This window comes from Pseudotabrizicola sediminis (assembly GCF_004745575.1).
GTDB lineage: Bacteria > Pseudomonadota > Alphaproteobacteria > Rhodobacterales > Rhodobacteraceae > Pseudotabrizicola > Pseudotabrizicola sediminis.
This window is the reverse complement of record NZ_RPEM01000005.1, coordinates 161,878-178,545: the sequence shown is the minus strand read 5'-3', so window position 1 is coordinate 178,545 and position 16,668 is coordinate 161,878. Positions and strand designations below refer to the sequence as shown.

14 protein-coding genes are annotated in these 16,668 nt (G+C 64.8%); 2 read left to right on the top strand and 12 right to left on the bottom strand.

From position 1 onward, the window contains the following. Positions 1 to 70 precede the first annotated feature (70 nt). Complete coding sequence (locus tag EEB11_RS09155) at positions 71 to 2,632, top strand: ATP-binding protein (RefSeq protein ID WP_135430484.1); 2,562 nt, start codon at positions 71 to 73, stop codon at positions 2,630 to 2,632. Here EEB11_RS09155 and EEB11_RS09150 read toward each other — a convergent pair. The 9 genes from EEB11_RS09150 to ade form a co-directional block, all read right to left on the bottom strand. Further along, the gene (locus EEB11_RS09150; protein ID WP_135430483.1) at positions 2,618 to 3,382 is read right to left on the bottom strand and encodes a CbiX/SirB N-terminal domain-containing protein; all 765 of its coding nucleotides are present in this window, start codon (positions 3,380 to 3,382) and stop codon (positions 2,618 to 2,620) included. The genes EEB11_RS09155 and EEB11_RS09150 overlap by 15 nt on opposite strands. A gap of 70 nt (positions 3,383 to 3,452) precedes the next feature. After that, the gene (locus tag EEB11_RS09145; protein WP_245298837.1) at positions 3,453 to 4,211 is read right to left on the bottom strand and encodes an SDR family NAD(P)-dependent oxidoreductase; all 759 of its coding nucleotides are present in this window, start codon (positions 4,209 to 4,211) and stop codon (positions 3,453 to 3,455) included. Positions 4,212 to 4,279: 68 nt separating this feature from the next. Beyond that, a complete protein-coding gene (locus EEB11_RS09140) occupies positions 4,280 to 4,528 on the bottom strand; it encodes a formate dehydrogenase subunit delta (protein ID WP_135430482.1) in 249 nt (82 codons plus the stop codon). Continuing rightward, on the bottom strand, positions 4,518 to 5,324 hold the full coding sequence (gene fdhD / locus EEB11_RS09135; protein ID WP_435531102.1) for a formate dehydrogenase accessory sulfurtransferase FdhD: 807 nt from the start codon (positions 5,322 to 5,324) through the stop codon (positions 4,518 to 4,520). The genes EEB11_RS09140 and fdhD overlap by 11 nt, the downstream gene beginning before the upstream one ends. Continuing rightward, positions 5,321 to 8,215: a formate dehydrogenase subunit alpha gene (fdhF, locus tag EEB11_RS09130; RefSeq protein WP_135430481.1), complete on the bottom strand. Its 2,895-nt coding sequence runs from the start codon at positions 8,213 to 8,215 to the stop codon at positions 5,321 to 5,323. Before fdhF ends, fdhD begins: the two co-directional genes overlap by 4 nt. After that, positions 8,212 to 9,729 (bottom strand): formate dehydrogenase beta subunit, encoded by a 1,518-nt coding sequence (locus tag EEB11_RS09125; protein ID WP_135430480.1) that lies wholly within the window; start codon positions 9,727 to 9,729, stop codon positions 8,212 to 8,214. Before EEB11_RS09125 ends, fdhF begins: the two co-directional genes overlap by 4 nt. Then, positions 9,726 to 10,196 carry a formate dehydrogenase subunit gamma gene (locus tag EEB11_RS09120; protein WP_135430478.1) on the bottom strand — a complete coding sequence of 157 codons (471 nt, stop codon included), beginning with the start codon at positions 10,194 to 10,196 and terminating at the stop codon, positions 9,726 to 9,728. The genes EEB11_RS09125 and EEB11_RS09120 overlap by 4 nt, the downstream gene beginning before the upstream one ends. 92 nt (positions 10,197 to 10,288) lie before the next feature. Continuing rightward, positions 10,289 to 11,179: a LysR family transcriptional regulator gene (locus EEB11_RS09115; RefSeq protein WP_135430476.1), complete on the bottom strand. Its 891-nt coding sequence runs from the start codon at positions 11,177 to 11,179 to the stop codon at positions 10,289 to 10,291. Between the two features lie 142 nt (positions 11,180 to 11,321). Beyond that, entirely contained in the window at positions 11,322 to 13,034 is a 1,713-nt protein-coding gene (gene ade / locus EEB11_RS09110) for an adenine deaminase (RefSeq protein WP_135430474.1), read from the bottom strand. A 133-nt stretch (positions 13,035 to 13,167) separates the two neighbouring features. On the opposite strand from ade, the gene EEB11_RS09105 reads away from it, so the two are divergent. Further along, positions 13,168 to 14,088 (top strand): DMT family transporter, encoded by a 921-nt coding sequence (locus EEB11_RS09105; RefSeq protein ID WP_135430781.1) that lies wholly within the window; start codon positions 13,168 to 13,170, stop codon positions 14,086 to 14,088. 56 nt (positions 14,089 to 14,144) lie between these two features. On the opposite strand, the gene EEB11_RS09100 is transcribed toward EEB11_RS09105, so the two are convergent. The 3 genes from EEB11_RS09100 to EEB11_RS09090 are packed head-to-tail and all read right to left on the bottom strand — an operon-like array spanning position 14,145 to position 16,599. Then, positions 14,145 to 14,753 carry a nucleoside triphosphate hydrolase gene (locus EEB11_RS09100; protein ID WP_135430472.1) on the bottom strand — a complete coding sequence of 203 codons (609 nt, stop codon included), beginning with the start codon at positions 14,751 to 14,753 and terminating at the stop codon, positions 14,145 to 14,147. After that, positions 14,750 to 15,526: an ATP-binding cassette domain-containing protein gene (locus EEB11_RS09095; RefSeq protein WP_135430470.1), complete on the bottom strand. Its 777-nt coding sequence runs from the start codon at positions 15,524 to 15,526 to the stop codon at positions 14,750 to 14,752. The genes EEB11_RS09100 and EEB11_RS09095 overlap by 4 nt, the downstream gene beginning before the upstream one ends. Continuing rightward, on the bottom strand, positions 15,526 to 16,599 hold the full coding sequence (locus EEB11_RS09090; protein WP_135430468.1) for an ABC transporter permease: 1,074 nt from the start codon (positions 16,597 to 16,599) through the stop codon (positions 15,526 to 15,528). The genes EEB11_RS09095 and EEB11_RS09090 overlap by 1 nt, the downstream gene beginning before the upstream one ends. Between the last annotated feature and the right edge of the window lie 69 nt (positions 16,600 to 16,668).

Genomic DNA, 16,668 nt, shown 5'->3' with positions numbered 1-16,668 from the left:
GTCACTTTGCCATCAAAGTGTACTAGAATGTATCCTAGCCTGACTTTGGCCCACAGATGCAAGGGTTGCGATGACAATTTCACCATTCACTCCGCTCAGGCCGGTGTTCGCGTCGCTGCGCACCCTGGCGATTGCAGGCCTCGTGCTGGGGTTGCTGGCCATCATCGGCGCGCTTGCGCTGGATGTGCGCCACCGGCTGGATGACCTTGATCTGGCCGACAGTGACAATGGCCAATGGGTCATGATGCAGACCGAAGTAGAGGTGTTGCGGCTGCAAAGCACCCTCGTCAAGGCGCGCGCTGGACAGGCAAGCCTTGCGGAGGTGCGGCGTTGGTTCAACGTGATTTACAGCCGCCTGCAGATGCTGGAACGAAGCCCGCTCTACGCCTGGTTCATCCAGCGGCCCGAGAACCTGAGCCGGCTGAATGCCATGCAGGCCTATGCCGATCAGTGGGTCAGCACGATTGACGCCGATGATACGACGCTTTCTGCGGCCCTGCCAGAAATGGAGGCGCAAAGCGACCGGGTGCAGCAGCTGGCGCGGGATCTGTCGCTCGACTCGCTGCTGATGTTTTCGGCAAACACGGATGCGTCACGCGCGGCGGTCCAGAGAACCCTGACGCTTCTGGCCACGGCCATCGCGGGCACCATCCTGCTGCTGGTCTTGCTGGCTGTCATGGCAACCCGCCTGTTCCGCGTGACCCAGCAACAGGCGCGCGAAAACCAGATCGCGGGCGAACGGCTTCAACTGATCATCGCCACCTCTCCCGACGCCATTGTGGTGACAAACCGGGGCGGCTGGGTGGTCGAGTTCAACCATGTGGCCGAGGCGATGTTCGGCCTGTCACGCGGTCAGGTTCTGGGCCGACAGATCGTGCCCATCCTGTTTGCGCCAGAGCATCACGAGGCCTATCAGGCGCGTCTGCGTGATATCACGACTGCTGCGGCCAGCTCCGGCCCGCAACGCTTTGAAATGACCGCCCGCCGCGCAGATGGCAAAGCCATTCCGCTGGAGGCGTCGCTGGCCATCCGTGACCTGAACCGGGGGGCTTTGATCGTCAGCTTCCTGCGCGATATTTCACAGCGGCTGGAAGACCGGCAGGCGCTGGAAGAGGCCCTGACCCGGGCGCAGGCGGGCGAAAAGGCCAAGGCCGACTTTCTGGCCGTGATGAGCCACGAGATGCGCACCCCGCTGAACGGGCTGATCGGGTCGATGGAGCTGATGAACGACACAGCTCTTGACGACAATCAGCGGGAACTGCTGCGGATCATGGAAGTGTCGGGCACCATCCTGCTGGGTCATGTCGATTCCGTGCTGGACCTGTCGCGCACCGCTGCCGGTCAGGTCCGGCTGTCTGACACGCCCTTTGCGCTGGATCAGTTGATCGAGGATTGTCTGGCCAATCAGGCAGGTGTCGCCCGCACCGGCGGCAACAGCCTGCGCCACGTGCAGTTGTCTGGCCCGCTTGGCACCGTACGGGGTGATCCGGGGCGGTTGCAGCAGATATTGCTGAACCTGATCGGCAATGCGGTCAAGTTCACCCGCAACGGCACCATTACTGTGGAAAGCGAACGCCTGTTCAAACGGGCAGGCAATACTGTGACGCAGATGATCGAATTCCGGGTCATTGATACCGGCATCGGCATACCCCAGGCCGATCTGGGCCGGGTGTTTGACGATTTTGCCACCGTCGATTCCTCGTTTGGCCGCGAAGCGGGCGGCACCGGGCTTGGGCTGGGCATCGCGCGGCGGCTTGCGCAGGCCATGGGAGGCACTATCGGTGCCGAAAGCGAACCCGGCGAAGGCAGCCTGTTCTGGCTGCGCCTGCCGCTGCCCGCCGCCGACCCGGCCCCGCTGCCGGCACAGACCCCGCGCGAACCTGTCCTTCAATTGCCATCCGCCCAACAGGGCATGGATATCCTGCTGATTGAGGATAACGAGATCAACCGCTTTCTGTTGCGCCGCACCTTGAGCGATCTGAACCACCGGGTCACCGAGGCGACGGATGGCATCGAAGGCGTTGCCCTCGCGGCAAAGATCCGGTTTGACGTGATCATCACCGATATCTCGATGCCCCGACTTGACGGGGTCGAGGCCGCCCGCCGCATCCGCGCCGGCGGCGCATCGATGCAGGCCCGGATCATCGCGCTGACCGCCCATGCCCTGCCCGAAGATGTCGAGGCGTTCCGCCAAGCGGGGCTGGACGTCTGCCTGACCAAACCGGTCAGCCGTGAACGGCTGCTGGCACAGTTGTCTGGCGATACACAAGTGCCAGAAAACGGGGTGGGTGCTGCGATTGAACAGACCGATCTGGACGCACTTGCCGAAGGCGTGGGAAAACCCTTTGCGGCCTCTCTGATCGACCGGATGCTGGCCGAAGGCGATGAAACAATGGTCGCGATCAGCGCGCAGCCCAGGCCCGATGCCGAAACCGCCCGGATCGCTCACCATCTGGCAGGCAGTTGCACCATCTTTGGCGCGATCGCCCTGCGTGATGCGCTATCGGGTCTGGAACGGGCAATCAGCAGTGCCGATCATGACGAGGCTGTGCGGCTGGCTGCAACCCTGCCCGCGCTCTGGGCAGAGACCCGGCAGGCCCTGGCCGCACGCAGCGGATCACTGGTCGCCTGATCCCTGTGCCGCACGGCGCAAGGCACCTGCAATCAGCCCCGGCACCCGCGCATCGCGCCCCAGTGCTGGCAGGACACGGCCCACAAACCCCGCCTCTGTCAGGGCTGCGGGCAGGTCGTCGGTCACATGCTCGCCCTCCGCCGCAAAAAAGGGTAGGCAGACCGCGTCAGCGCGATAGCCGCTTGCCTCGGCCAGTCGCGGGTGCTGGTCGATAAAGGCGGTGTCACATCGGGCCAGCAAAAGGCCTTCCTTCAACCGCCCGGCAACCGCATTGGCCACATCCGACGGGGCCGAACTGCGACCCGAGCCATGGGCCGCCAACAAAACCTCGCCCCCCGGCGGCACCCCGGCCTCATGCAGCACCCGCAGCGCCAGATTCTGGACGTCAGGGTCAAGGCCGAAGGGGGGCAGGCAGCGCCAGCGTGCGCATCCCGCCGCGCCGCCGCAGCCGATCCGGTCACAGTGCCCCGTGTCAAACAGGGCCGCAGCACAGGCCTTGGCAAGCCGTTCCGGCAGATGCTGACGGGTAAACCAGCCATCGGCCATGAACATCGGGTAGACCAGCCCGCCCGCATCGCCAGCGCGCAGCAGAGCTGCCGCAAGCCTGCCCTCGGCCGCCAGCGTAGCCGACCCCACCTGCCAGCCCGGCAGATGCCCGGCAACATCAGCGGCAAGCGCGGCCAGCGCTGCCTCGGCGGGTTCGGGGTCGGAAGGCTGGCCGTGGGCCACGATCAGGGCGGTTTGTGTCATGGGCGTGATCTAGGCGCGCGTTTTCGCGTTGCAAGGATTATCGGAGCCACAGCCTGACACGCGGGCCGCATCACAGCTCATACGGCCATGTCGCTTGCGAAAACACCCCGCCATCGACCCAGATCGTCTGCCCGGTGACAAAACTGGCGGCATCCGAGCACAAGAACAGCAACGGCCCCGCAAGATCATCGGGCGTGCCAACCCGGCGCAGCGGCGTGACCTTGGACCAGGTGGCCGCGTAATCGCCCGCCTCTGCCGCCGTGCGTTCGGTCGCGATGGCACCAGGCGCAATGCAGTTGACGCGGATGCCATGCGGCCCCAGTTCCACGGCCGCCGATTTGGTAAACTGCTCGATCCCGCCCTTGCTGGCGGTGTAGTCCACCAGTTTCGGAAAGGCGAGCTTGTTGCAGCCCGAGCCAAGGGTAACGATGCTGCCACCCTTGCGCGCCGCGACCATGGCGCGCCCCGCCGCCTGCGTGTTGAGGAACGTGCCGCGCAGATTGGTATGCATCACCGCGTCCCACTGATCGGCCCGCAGATCCAGCAGGCCCGCCCAGGTCTGGATGCCCGCATTGTTCACCAGCACATCAGGCGCGTCCCCGGCCCAGTCGGCCGCCTCGGCGTGCATGCGGTGCACAGCCCCCTCATCGCCCGCATCCGATTCCCACGCATGGGCACGACGCCCCAGCGCCTGCACCTGAGCCACCAGATCGGCGGCGGCGTCGGCTGCATTCAGATGGGTGAAGGCCACATCATACCCGGCCCCGGCCAGCGCCGTGACCAGCCTGCGCCCGATGGCCGATGGCCCGGCTGTGACAATGGCAAACATTTTGATTCCTCCCGTTCCCCAATGCTTCGCGCGCGAAACATCTGACGGCAAGGGGGCAGATGGCGGTTTCAGGCACTGGGACGGCGGATCAGCGGCGCCGCGTCAATGACCAGCGGTCGCAAACCCGCGCCCCCCGCGTCCAGCATGTCAAACAATTGCCGCCGCATGCGCGGCTCCCAGAAGTCGTTGATATGGCTGGCCAGCCCTTCCCGTCCCTCGGCATATGGCTTGCTTTCCATGAAGCGCGCGATCTGGTTGGCCATGGTGACCAGCTTGTCCTGTGGCGAAGAACGGGCGGGATGGGTTTCAAGCGACATGCGCCACCTCTTTGCAATCGGTCAGACGATGGGGGTGGGTATAGCAGTCAAACCCGTCCGGACGGGCATTGGCAATCAGCGTCAGACCCGCCCCATCGGCCATCTGCACCGCCGCCGCCGTCGGGGCCGAGGCGGCGATCAGCACCGGAAACCCCGCCGTGCATGCCTTTTGCACCAGATCAATCGACACCCGGCTGGTCAGGATCAGCGCAGCCCCCTGCGCCGGTTGCGCCATCGCGCCGACCAGCTTGTCGACCGCATTGTGCCGCCCCACGTCTTCCCGCGACAGCGCAATACTGCCGCGCGTCCACAGCGCCGCACAATGCGCGGCACGGGTCAGGTCATGCAGGGGCTGGTGCTGTGGCAAAGCAGCCACCGCCGCCATCACCTGCGCGGGAGACATCCGCAGCGTGCCCTGCACCGCCGGCGCGTCACGCACCGCCTCTTCCAGACTGTCCAGCCCGCACAGCCCGCACCCTATTGGCCCAGCCATGCTGCGCCGCCGCTGCTGTTGGCGTGCCGCGGCGCCCTCCGTCAGCCAGATCTGCAGATCGACACCCAGCGCAGTTTCCACCACATCAATTCGCTCGATTTCCTCCAGCGCCGCGAGCCCTTCTGCCAGCGTAAACCCGCGCGCGAAATCGGTCAGGTCGGCGGGGGTGGCCATCATCACCGCATGGGTAGACGCGTTATAGGACAGCGCCACCGCCACTTCCGCAGGCAATACCCGCTGGCTTTCCCGCGCGACGCCTCCTGAAAATGACAGGCGCGGAAAGGACGCATGATCTTGCATCATTCCGCCGCTGGCAGAATACGCCGGGCAAGGGCTGCTTGCCCGGCATAGTCTTCCTGCCATTCCGAAGGCCCGTTCGACGGGCTGACCTGTACCGCCGTCACCTTGTATTCCGGGCAATTCGTCGCCCAGTCGCTGAAATCGGTGGTGATGACATTGGCCTGCGTTTCGGGGTGATGGAAGGTGGTGTAGACCACGCCGGGCGACACCTTGTCGGTGATCTCTGCCCGCAACGTCGTCTCGCCCGAGCGCGAGGCCAGCCGCACCCAGTCGCCATCGCGGATGCCCCGCACCTCGGCGTCGTGCGGGTGCACTTCCAGCACATCCTCGGCATGCCAGATCACATTGGCTGTGCGCCGGGTCTGCGCGCCGACGTTGTATTGCGACAGTATCCGCCCGGTGGTCAGCAGCAGCGGAAAGCGCGGGCCGGTTTTCTCATCCGTCGCCACATATTCGGTGCGAATGAACCGCCCCTTGCCGCGTACAAAGCCATCCACGTGCATCAAGGGCGTACCCTCGGGGTTGGCCTCATTGCAGGGCCATTGCACCGATCCCAGCGTTTCCAGCCGTTCATAAGACACCCCGGCAAAGCTGGGCGTGGTCAGGGCGATTTCGTCCATGATATGGCTTGGGTGGGTGTAGCCCCACGTCGCGCCGCCCGTCTTTGCCAGCATCGCATTGGCGAAAAGCTGCGTCACCTCCCAATCGGCATAGCCCTGCTTGGGGGCCATCACCTTGCGCACGCGGTTGATGCGGCGTTCGGCATTGGTAAAAGTGCCGTCTTTCTCAAGAAACGTGCTGCCGGGAAAGAACACATGCGCGTAATTCGCAGTTTCGTTCAGGAACAGGTCGTGCACGATCACGCAGTCCATCGCGGCAAGCCCCGCCGCCACGTGTTTGGTATCGGGGTCCGATTGCAGGATGTCTTCGCCCTGACAATACAGCCCCTTGAACGTGCCCTCGACCGCCGCATCCAGCATGTTGGGAATGCGCAATCCGGGTTCATTGTCGATCTGCACGCCCCAGACCCGTTCAAACACCGCGCGGGCGTCATCCAGTTTCACATGGCGATAGCCCGGCAGTTCATGCGGGAACGACCCCATGTCGCAGGACCCCTGCACATTGTTCTGCCCGCGCAGCGGGTTCACCCCCACGCCGGGCCGCCCGATATTGCCGGTCAGCATGGCAAGGTTAGCAATGGCAATCACCGTGGTCGAGCCTTGGGAATGTTCCGTCACCCCCAGCCCGTAGTAGATCGCGCCATTGCCGCCCTTGGCAAACAACCGCGCCGCCGCGCGCACCTCTGCCGCTGGAACGCCGGTCAGCAGTTCCACCGCCTCGGGGGCGTGATGGGGGGCGGCGATGAACTCGGCATAATCCTGAAACGCATCCCAGTCACACCGCGCACGGATGAACGCCTCATCCATCAGCCCTTCCGTCACGATCACATGCGCCATGGCCGAGACAATGGCGACATTGGTGCCGGGCTTCAGTGCCAGATGATGGCAGGCCTTGTAATGCGGCCCTTCCACCATCTCGGTCCGGCGCGGGTCGATCACGATCAGCTTCGCGCCCTGCCGCAGGCGTTTGCGCAACCGGCTGGCAAAGACCGGGTGGCCATTCACCGGGTTCGCGCCGATCACGATCACCACATCGGTTTCCTCGACCGAGTCGAAATCCTGCGTGCCCGCAGAGGTGCCAAAGGTCTGCCCCAGACCGTACCCGGTGGGCGAATGGCACACCCGCGCGCAGGTGTCGGTGTTGTTGTTCAGAAACACCGCCCGCGTCAGCTTCTGCACCAGATAGGCTTCTTCGTTGGTGCAGCGGCTTGACGTGATAACCCCCACCGACTGCCGCCCGTATTGCTCCTGAATGCCCCTCATCCGATTGGCGGCAAATTCCATCGCCTCGCCCCACGATACCTCGCGCCACGGATCGGTGATCGCCTCGCGGATCATGGGTTTCAGGATGCGATCCTTGTGGGTGGCATAACCATAGGCAAAGCGGCCCTTGACGCAAGAATGCCCCCGGTTCGCCTTGCCGTGCTTATAGGGCACCATCCGCACCAGCTCGTCGCCGCGCATTTCCGCCTTGAAGCTGCACCCCACCCCGCAATAGGCGCAGGTCGTGATGACTGATCGTTCCGGCGTGCCGATGTCTATGATGGAGTTTTCCTGCAAGGTCGCGGTCGGGCAGGCCTGCACGCAGGCCCCGCAGGACACGCAATCGCTGGTCAGCGCGGTATCGGTCTTGGCCCCGAACGACACCCGGCTGTCAAATCCCCGCCCTTCAATCGTCAGCGCGAAGGTGCCCTGCACTTCCTCGCAGGCCCGCACGCAGCGGCTGCAGACGATGCATTTGGCCGGGTCATAGGTGAAATAGGGGTTGGAATCGTCTTTCGGCACCCAGTGCGGATTGTCCTCTCCGCTGGTGTTCTTGGCGCGGAAATGGGTCTCCACAGCCTCATAGCGCACATCGCGCAGACCCACCGCCCCCGCCATATCCTGCAACTCGCAATCGCCATTGGCCGAACAGGTCAGGCAATCCAGCGGATGGTCGCTGATATACAGCTCCATCACCCCGCGCCGCAGCTTTTTCAGCCGGTCGTTCTGGGTAGAAACCTTCAGCCCCGCCGCCACCGGCGTGGTGCAGCTGGCGGGCGTGCCACTGCGCCCCTCGATCTCCACCAGACACAACCGGCACGACCCAAAGGCGTCCACCGAGTCGGTGGCGCAGAGCTTTGGCACCGAAATCCCCGCCTCTGCCGCCGCCCGCATGATGCTGGTACCTTCGGGCACTGTCACATCAAACCCGTCAATCGTCAGCGTGACCATCACCTTCGACTTCGCCGCAGGCGTACCGAAGTCGCGGTCGGGAATGATGAAATCCTTCATTCGGCAGCCTCTCTTGCACAGGCGAAATCACCCGGGAAATGGGTCAGCGCCGACAGCACCGGGTAGGGCGTAAAGCCCCCCAGCGCACACAGCGACCCGGCCTTCATCGTATCGCACAGGTCCGTCAGCAACGGGATGGCACTGGCGTCGCCGCGTGCAATCCGGTCCACGGTTTCCACCCCGCGCACCGCCCCGATACGGCACGGCGTGCACTTGCCACAGGATTCCACCGCGCAGAATTCAAAGGCAAAGCGCGCCTGCGCCAGCATGTCGGCAGTGTCGTCAAACACCACGATTCCGGCATGGCCGATCAACCCGCCCTGCCCGGCATAGTCTTCGTAGCCAAAGGGCACATCGAACAACGCGCGCGGGAAGTAAGCCCCCAGCGGACCACCGACCTGCACCGCCTTCACCGGCCGCCCGGTCGCCGTGCCACCGGCCAACCCGTCCACAATCCCCCCCAGCGACATGCCAAAGGCCGCCTCGAACAACCCGCCCCGCGCCACGTTCCCGGCGATCTGCAACGGGATCGTCCCACGCGACCGCCCGATCCCAAGCGCCGCATAGGCGGCAGCCCCGCGTTCAAAGATCACCGGTATGGTCGCAAGGCTGATCACGTTGTTCACGACCGTAGGCTTGCCCATGAAGCCTTCCAGCGCCGGCAGTGGCGGCTTGGCGCGCACCACACCGCGCTTGCCCTCAAGGCTGTTGAGCAGGCTCGTCTCCTCGCCGCAGACATAGGCCCCCGCGCCCACCCGGATTTCCATATCGAACGCCAGCCCCGACCCAATGACCGACGGCCCCAGCATCCCCGCCGTGCGCGCCACCAGGACTGCCCGGTTCATCATGGCAATCGCATCGGGGTATTCACTGCGCAGGTAAACAAAGCCCTTCGTGGCCCCCACCGTGATCCCGGCAATCACCATGCCCTCGATCAGCGACAGCGGATCGCCTTCCATGATCATCCGGTCGGCAAAGGTGCCGCTGTCGCCCTCGTCGGCGTTGCAGACGATATATTTGCGGTCCGCCACAGCCCCCGCCACCGTGCGCCACTTGATGCCCGTGGGAAACCCCGCCCCGCCCCGCCCGCGCAGACCCGATGCGGTCACTTCCGCCAGCCGCCCTTCCACATCCATGCCCAGCGCGCGCATCAGCCCGGCGCAGCCGCCATGCGCGCGGTAATCGTCAACCGACAGCGGATCAATCACCCCGCAGCGCGCAAATGTCAGCCGGGTCTGCGCCTTCATCCACGGCAGATCTTCCACCGGCCCCAGCGATAACGGCCCGCCATCGAACACCTGTGCCACCGATGCCGCATCCATCGGGCCGAACCCCACACGCCCGTCCGGTGTCTCCACCTCGACCAATGGCTCCAGCCAGACCATCCCCCGGCTGCCATTGCGCACCAGCGTCAACTCAATCCCGCGCCGCGCGGCCTCGGTCTGCAAGGCCGCCACAACTTCATCCGCCCCAAGCGCCCGGGCAGCGGCGTCCAGCGGCACAAAGACCTTCATGCCTGCCCCCCGGCCACAGCCGCCATAACCCGCGCCGCATCTGCCCGCCCGATCAGCCGCCCGTTCACCTGTGCCGCAGGCGCGCAGGCGCACAACCCAAGGCAGAACACCGGCTCCAGCGTCACCGCGCCATCGGCGCTGGTCTCGTGCCAGTCCAGCCCCAGCCGCGCCTGCACCTGCGCCGCTACCCTGTCGCCGCCCATCGCCTGACAGGCCTCGGCCCGGCACAGGCGCACCATCACCTGCCCGGCCGGCACCTCGCGGAAATCGTGATAAAAGCTGACAACCCCGTGCAATTCCGCCCGCGTCACCCCTGCCGCGTCGGCCAGCGCTGGCATCGCCGCTTGCGGCACATGACCAAACTCTGCCTGCACGGCATGCAACATCGGCAAAAGCGCACCCTCAACACCCTGATGCGCCTGAACAATTTCCGTCGCGCGCGAAAGGATGGCCTGATCGTCCAGCATGGCTTCTCCTGTGGCTTTGCTCCACGAGAGTGTCTACCCGGCATGACAGGCAAATCAATATCGATTTCCCGTCAAGTGATAGACAAAACCTATCACACCTGATCTTCCGCCATCCGCCGTGCCGCTTCAAGCAGCGCCTCGATCAGCGGCGTCGGCGGATCACGCCGCGCTGCGATCAGCCCGACCAGATGCTCGGCCTCCGGTTCCACAATCGGCACCGCCCGCACCGCGCCCGATTGGGCGAACAGATCAGCCAGGGCCTTGGGCAGGACCGACACCCACTGCCCGGTGACAACATGCGCCAGCAGGGCAATGGTGGAATTGCTCTCGATCCCCGGTGCCGTGCGCACCCCGGCCTCGGCCAGATGCTGGTTCACGATGCGCCGGTTCTGCATGTCGCCGGTCAGCAGACACAGCGGCAAACCCGCCAGATCGGCCCAGCGCACCTGCGCCCGGTCCGCCATTGCGGTCCCCGGCGCACAGATCAGCCGGTAGAACTCGGCATACAGCGGCAGGCTCAGCACCCGCCCCAACGGCTCATTGTCCAGATAGGTGATGCCCGCATCCAGCTCCAGCCGCTCGATCCCGGTCAGGATCTCGGCACTGGTGCGCGACAGAATGGTGACCGACACCGCCGGATGCCGCCGGATCAGCGGCGTCGTCACCTGCGCCACCATCGGCAAGGCGGTCGGGATCACGCCGATCCGCAGCTTGCCCGCCAGCCCCTTGCGGACCGAGCGCATTTCGTCGCGCAGCACCCGCACCTCGGCAACAATCCCTTGGGCGCGGTCCAGCACGCGCTGCCCCTCGGGCGTCAGCCCCTGATAGCGCGCACCGCGAAACACCAGCTGCACCCCCAGCTGCTCCTCCAGCTGTTTGATCGCCGCCGACAGCGAGGGTTGCGTCACCCCGCAGGCCTCCGCCGCCCGCCCGAAATGCCCGGCGCGGGCGAGGGCGATGAACATCTCCAGCTTGTCAATCACTGGCCCGGGACCATGACTTGCACCTTTGCCAAATACTCCCGCCGGAGGCCCCGGCCAGCCGCCCGCGCGGCGCCCGGCACCCTTCCGCGGCAGCGCGGCCGAGCGGGGGCTCGATGCCCCCCGAGGCCGCCCCCGCCCCAGATCACGGCATCACCTCGAAACGGTCCACATCCACCATCCCCATATCGGTGATCTTCAGATGCGGAATCACCGGCAGGCACAAAAAGGCCAGTTGCAGGAACGGCTCTTCCAGCGCGACCCCCAGCCCCTTCGCCGCCGCACGCAAGCCGATCAGCGCATCCCGCACCACCTCGAATGGCTCAAGGCTCATCAGCCCTGCCACCGGCAGCGCCAGCTCGGCCAGCACCTTGCCGTCACAAACCACCACGAACCCGCCCTCGATCTCGCCCAGCCGGTTGGCCGCCAGCGCCATATCGGCATAATCCGCACCGACCACGGCAATGTTGTGATGGTCATGGCACACGGTCGAGGCTATGGCCCCGCGCTGCAGCCCAAAGCCTTTCACAAAGCCGGTGGCCATGTTGCCATTCACCCCGTGCCGCTCGATCACCGCGATCTTGACCAGATCGCGGTCCATGTCCGGGCGCTTGTCGCCATCGACAGGGGCGATCTGATACGTCAGATGTTCGGTGATGATCTTGCCCGGCAGGATACCGATCACCGGCGTCTCAATCCGGTTGCCGCCGGTGCGGAAATCCTGCGCCGCAACCCGCCGCGCCTTGACAGACTGTCGCGCCACAGGCTCAACCGTGCCACGCGCGGCAAAAGCCGCCGCGTCGGCCACCACGCCGCCCGCCAGCACCATGCTGGCATTGCAACCCTCCAGCGTATCAATCACTGCAATATCGGCGCGTTTGCCCGGCGCGATCAACCCGCGATCCTTCAACCCGAACGCTTCTGCCGCCGACAGGCTTGCCGCGCGGTAAACGGCCAGCGGCGGGCAGCCAAGGGCGATCAGGGTGCGGATCATGTAGTCCAGATGGCCATGTTCGGCGATGTCCAGCGGGTTGCGGTCATCGGTGCACAGGCACAGATAGGGTGCGTGGCGTTCGGTCAGCAGCGGGGCCAGCGCGTGCAGATCCTTGCTGACCGATCCTTCGCGTATCAGCACCCGCATGCCCTTGCGCAGCTTTTCCAGCCCCTCTTCGGCCGTGGTCGCCTCATGTTCGGTGCGGATTCCGGCGCTGATATAGCCGTTCAGGTCATTGCCGCGCAGCAGCGGTGCATGCCCGTCGATATGGCGGCCCTGCCACGCTTGCAGCTTGGCCATCACCCCCGCATCCTGCATCAGCACACCGGGAAAGTTCATGAACTCCGCCAGCCCGATCCCGCGCGGATGGTCGATCAGCGGCAACAGGTCCGCCGCCTCAAGCCGAGCGCCGGCCGTTTCCATATGGGTAGACGGCACGCAGGACGACAGCTGCACCCTGATGTCCATCAGGCAATGCAGCGATGCTTCAAGAAAGTAATTCACCCCGGCAATGCCACAGACATTGCCAATCTCATGCGGATCGCAGATCGCCGTCGTCACCCCGCGCGGGGTGACGCAGCGGTCGAATTCAAACGGGGTCACCAGCGAGGATTCGATGTGCAGATGGGTGTCGATAAATCCCGGCACCAGAATCTTGCCCGCAACACCAATCTCCCGCTTCCCGCTGTACTCACCAAACACGCCCACAATCGTATCGCCGCAGATCGCCACATCGGTCTCGACCAGATCGCCGGTGATCAGGTCAAACACCCGCCCCCCCTTCAGCACCAGATCGGCAGGCTGCTGACCCCGGCCTTGGGTGATCCGGTCTGACAGTGGGGCTTTGGGGGCGATGTGCGGCATGGGACGACTCCTTTCGTGTCAGCAAATCAGACCTGCCGCCGACAGGGAAGCCACGATTGCGCCCGGCTCGATTGTGCCGGGGACAATCGCGCCCCTTGCGGCGCTGGGCCATCGCCGCCACCATGCCCGCATCATGAACCCGTTGCGCGGCATTGCCCTCAAACTCATCTCGGTCCTCTTGTTCATCACGATGTCGGCGATGATCAAGGCCACCTCGGCCCATGTTCCTCCGGGCGAGGCGGTGTTTTTCAGGTCTTTCTTTGCCATTCCGGTCATCCTGATCTGGCTTGCCTGGCGGCGTGAACTGTCGACCGGCCTGCGCACCGGCAACCCGTTCGGCCATTTCTGGCGCGGCCTGATGGGCACCACGGCCATGGGCCTGGGCTTTGCCGCCCTGGCCTACCTGCCGCTGCCCGAAGTGACGGCCATCGGCTACACCGCCCCTTTGCTGACCGTCATCTTTGCCGCCATGTTTCTGGGCGAAGAGGTGCGCGCCTTTCGGATCAGCTGTGTCATCCTGGGGATGGTCGGGGTGCTGATCGTCGTCTCACCGCGGCTGAGCGTGCTGAACGGGGGCGCCAACCCGACCGAGGCGCTGGGGGCAATGATGGTGCTGGGCAGTGCCGTCTTTGCCGCCTTGGCGCAGGTGTTCGTGCGCAAACTGGTGCAGGCCGAACAGACCGGAACCATCGTGTTCTGGTTTTCGGTCACCGCCACGCTGCTGTCCCTGATCACCCTGCCCTATGGCTGGGTCATTCCAACCGGGGCCGAGGCGGCCCTTCTGGTAACCGCGGGTCTGCTCGGCGGGCTTGGCCAGATTTTCCTGACCTCGTCCTACCGCAGTGCCGATGCGTCGGTAGTAGCACCCTTCGATTACGCGTCGATGCTGTTTGCCCTGCTGTTCGGCTGGTTCTTCTTTTCCGAGGTGCCGACCGTGACCATGCTGGCCGGGGCCGCGCTGGTGATCAGCGCCGGGGTGCTGATCATCTGGCGCGAGCGCAAACTGGGCATCGAACGCGCCCGCCAACGCAAGGCGATGCCACCGGGGTCATAACCGGTCTGCCCCGCACAGCGCGCCGGTCGCGGAAACATAGCCCACTTCAGGCTGGTCTAAAGCCAGCGGATCGCGACATCCGCCGGACGTGACCTTGCGATGGTGCGGCGGATGTTGGGCATGTCATTGCCGTCAATCCAGGCCCGCGCGGCTTCGGGCGTTTTGCCATGGTGCAACCAGCGCTGCATCAGGCGCCGGTCCAGTTCCGCTTCGGGCACATCGATCCACACCGTCAGGTCAAAGGCCGGGGCAAGGGCCGACCATGGCGGATCGTTCAGGAGCAGGTAGTTGCCCTCGATCACCAGAAACTGGTCATCCGCCAGCACCATATCGGCGGCGGCCCGCGACAGTTCCATGCTGCGGTCAAAGACCGGGATCGCAACCTCGTCTTCTTCGCGCAGACGGTGGATCAGATGGGCAAAGCCCGCCACGTCGAATGTTTCCGGCGCACCCTTGCGGGCGCGCAGGCCCATCCGGTCAAGCACTGCATCGTCCAGATGAAAGCCATCCATCGGCACCACGCGCGCCCCGGCCCCAAGCGCCGCGACAACCGCTTCGGCAAGGGTCGATTTCCCCGCGCCGGGGGGGCCGGCAAGGGCGGTCAGAAACCTACCCTGCCCCTCTGCGCGCTGACGGATCAGATCGGCCAGCCTGTCGGGTGTCATACCGGTTCCGCCACACCTTCGGGCAGCTTTGCCCCGGTCATATAGGCCACCGCATCCGACATCGAATGCTCGCCCGGCTTGATCACGCACAACCGTTTGCCCAAGCGGTGGATGTGGATACGGTCCGCCACTTCAAACACATGCGGCATGTTGTGGCTGATCAGGATGATCGGAATCCCCCGGGCGCGCACGTCGCGGATCAGCTCCAGCACCCGGCGCGACTCCTTCACGCCCAGCGCGGCGGTGGGTTCATCCAGGATCACCACCTTCGACCCGAACGCCGCCGCCCGCGCCACCGCGACCCCCTGACGCTGACCACCGGACAGGGTTTCCACCGCCTGATTGATGTTCTGGATCGTCATCAGGCCAAGCTCGTTCAGCTTTTCGCGGGCGAACTTCTCCATCCGGGGGCGGTCCAGCTTGCGAAACACCGACCCCATGATGCCGGGCGCGCGCAATTCGCGGCCCATGAACATGTTGTCGGCAATCGACAGGGCGGGCGACATGGCAAGGGTCTGGTACACCGTTTCGATCCCCGCCGCCCGCGCCTCGATTGGGTTGGAAAACCGGATCGGCTTGCCTTCCAGCGTGATCTCTCCCTCATCCGGGATGACCGCGCCGGAAATCGCCTTGATCAGCGTGGATTTGCCTGCGCCATTGTCGCCGATCACCGCCAGAATTTCGCCGGGGTACAGATCGAAGTCGCAATGGTCCAGCGCGGTCACCTTGCCATAGCGCTTGACGAGGTTTGTGCCTTTCAGAAGCGGTTCCATCAGCTTGCCACCTTTCTGATCCACTGGTCCACGGCAACTGCAAAGATGATCAGCACGCCGATCAGGAAGAACGTCCATTGCGGATCTGTCCCCACCAGCCGCAGACCCATTTCAAACACGCCCACGATCAGCGCGCCAAAGAACATACCGACAACCGACCCGCGCCCGCCGAAAAGCGAGATGCCCCCGATCACCACAGCCGTAATCGACTGGATATTGCCCAGCTGCCCGGTCGATGCCGTGGGCGAGACTGACCCGAAACGCCCGATCATCACCCAGCCCGCCACAGCACAGAAAAACCCGGCCAGCGCATAGACCTGTATCAACACCTTGCCAGTCGGCACCCCGGCCAGTTCCGCCGCCTGCGGGTCATCACCGGTCGCATAGACATGCCGGCCCCAGGCGGTGGAGCGCAGGACATAGGACATGATGGCGACCAGCGCGATCATCAGGAACACCGCATACAGAATCTTGATCCCGCCCGGCTGGATCGACCCGCCCCAGAACTGCAGGGCGGCCGCGCGTTCGGCGATATCAGAGGACCGGATGGTTTCGTTCGCAGAAAAAATGAAATTGGCCGACAGCAAAATCTGCCAGGTGCCCAGCGTGGCGATGAAGGGAGGCAGTTTCATCTTGGCGATCAGCAGCCCGTTCATCGCCCCCATGGCGGTGCCAAGGATCAGGCCGATCACGATAGCCAGTTCTGCCGGGACGCCATAGCGGAACGTCGCCTGCCCCATCAACACCGACGAAAACACCGCGATTGCGCCGACCGACAGGTCGATGCCTGCGGTCAGGATCACGATGCTTTGCGCGCAGCCCAGAATGCCAACGATGGCGATCTGCTGCAGAACCACCGACAGGGTTCCCGCCTTGAAGAAATTCTCGGCCAGCACGCCGAACACCAGCAGCGCCACCATCAGAACAATCAGCGGCACCGCCGAAGGTGTCTGGTGCAGCCAGTGCTGCAGCCTTTTCAGAAAGCTCTGTTCTTCGTGAAACTCGGCCACCTTTTCCGAGGCGCCTTTCAGGCCCTCTTCAAAGCTGGACGCCGTCTTTGCATCTGATGCCATGTCGTTCCCCTCCCCGGCGCAGCGGTCGTGGCTGTGCGATGGTTATGACAAGGGCGGCGCGATGGCCGC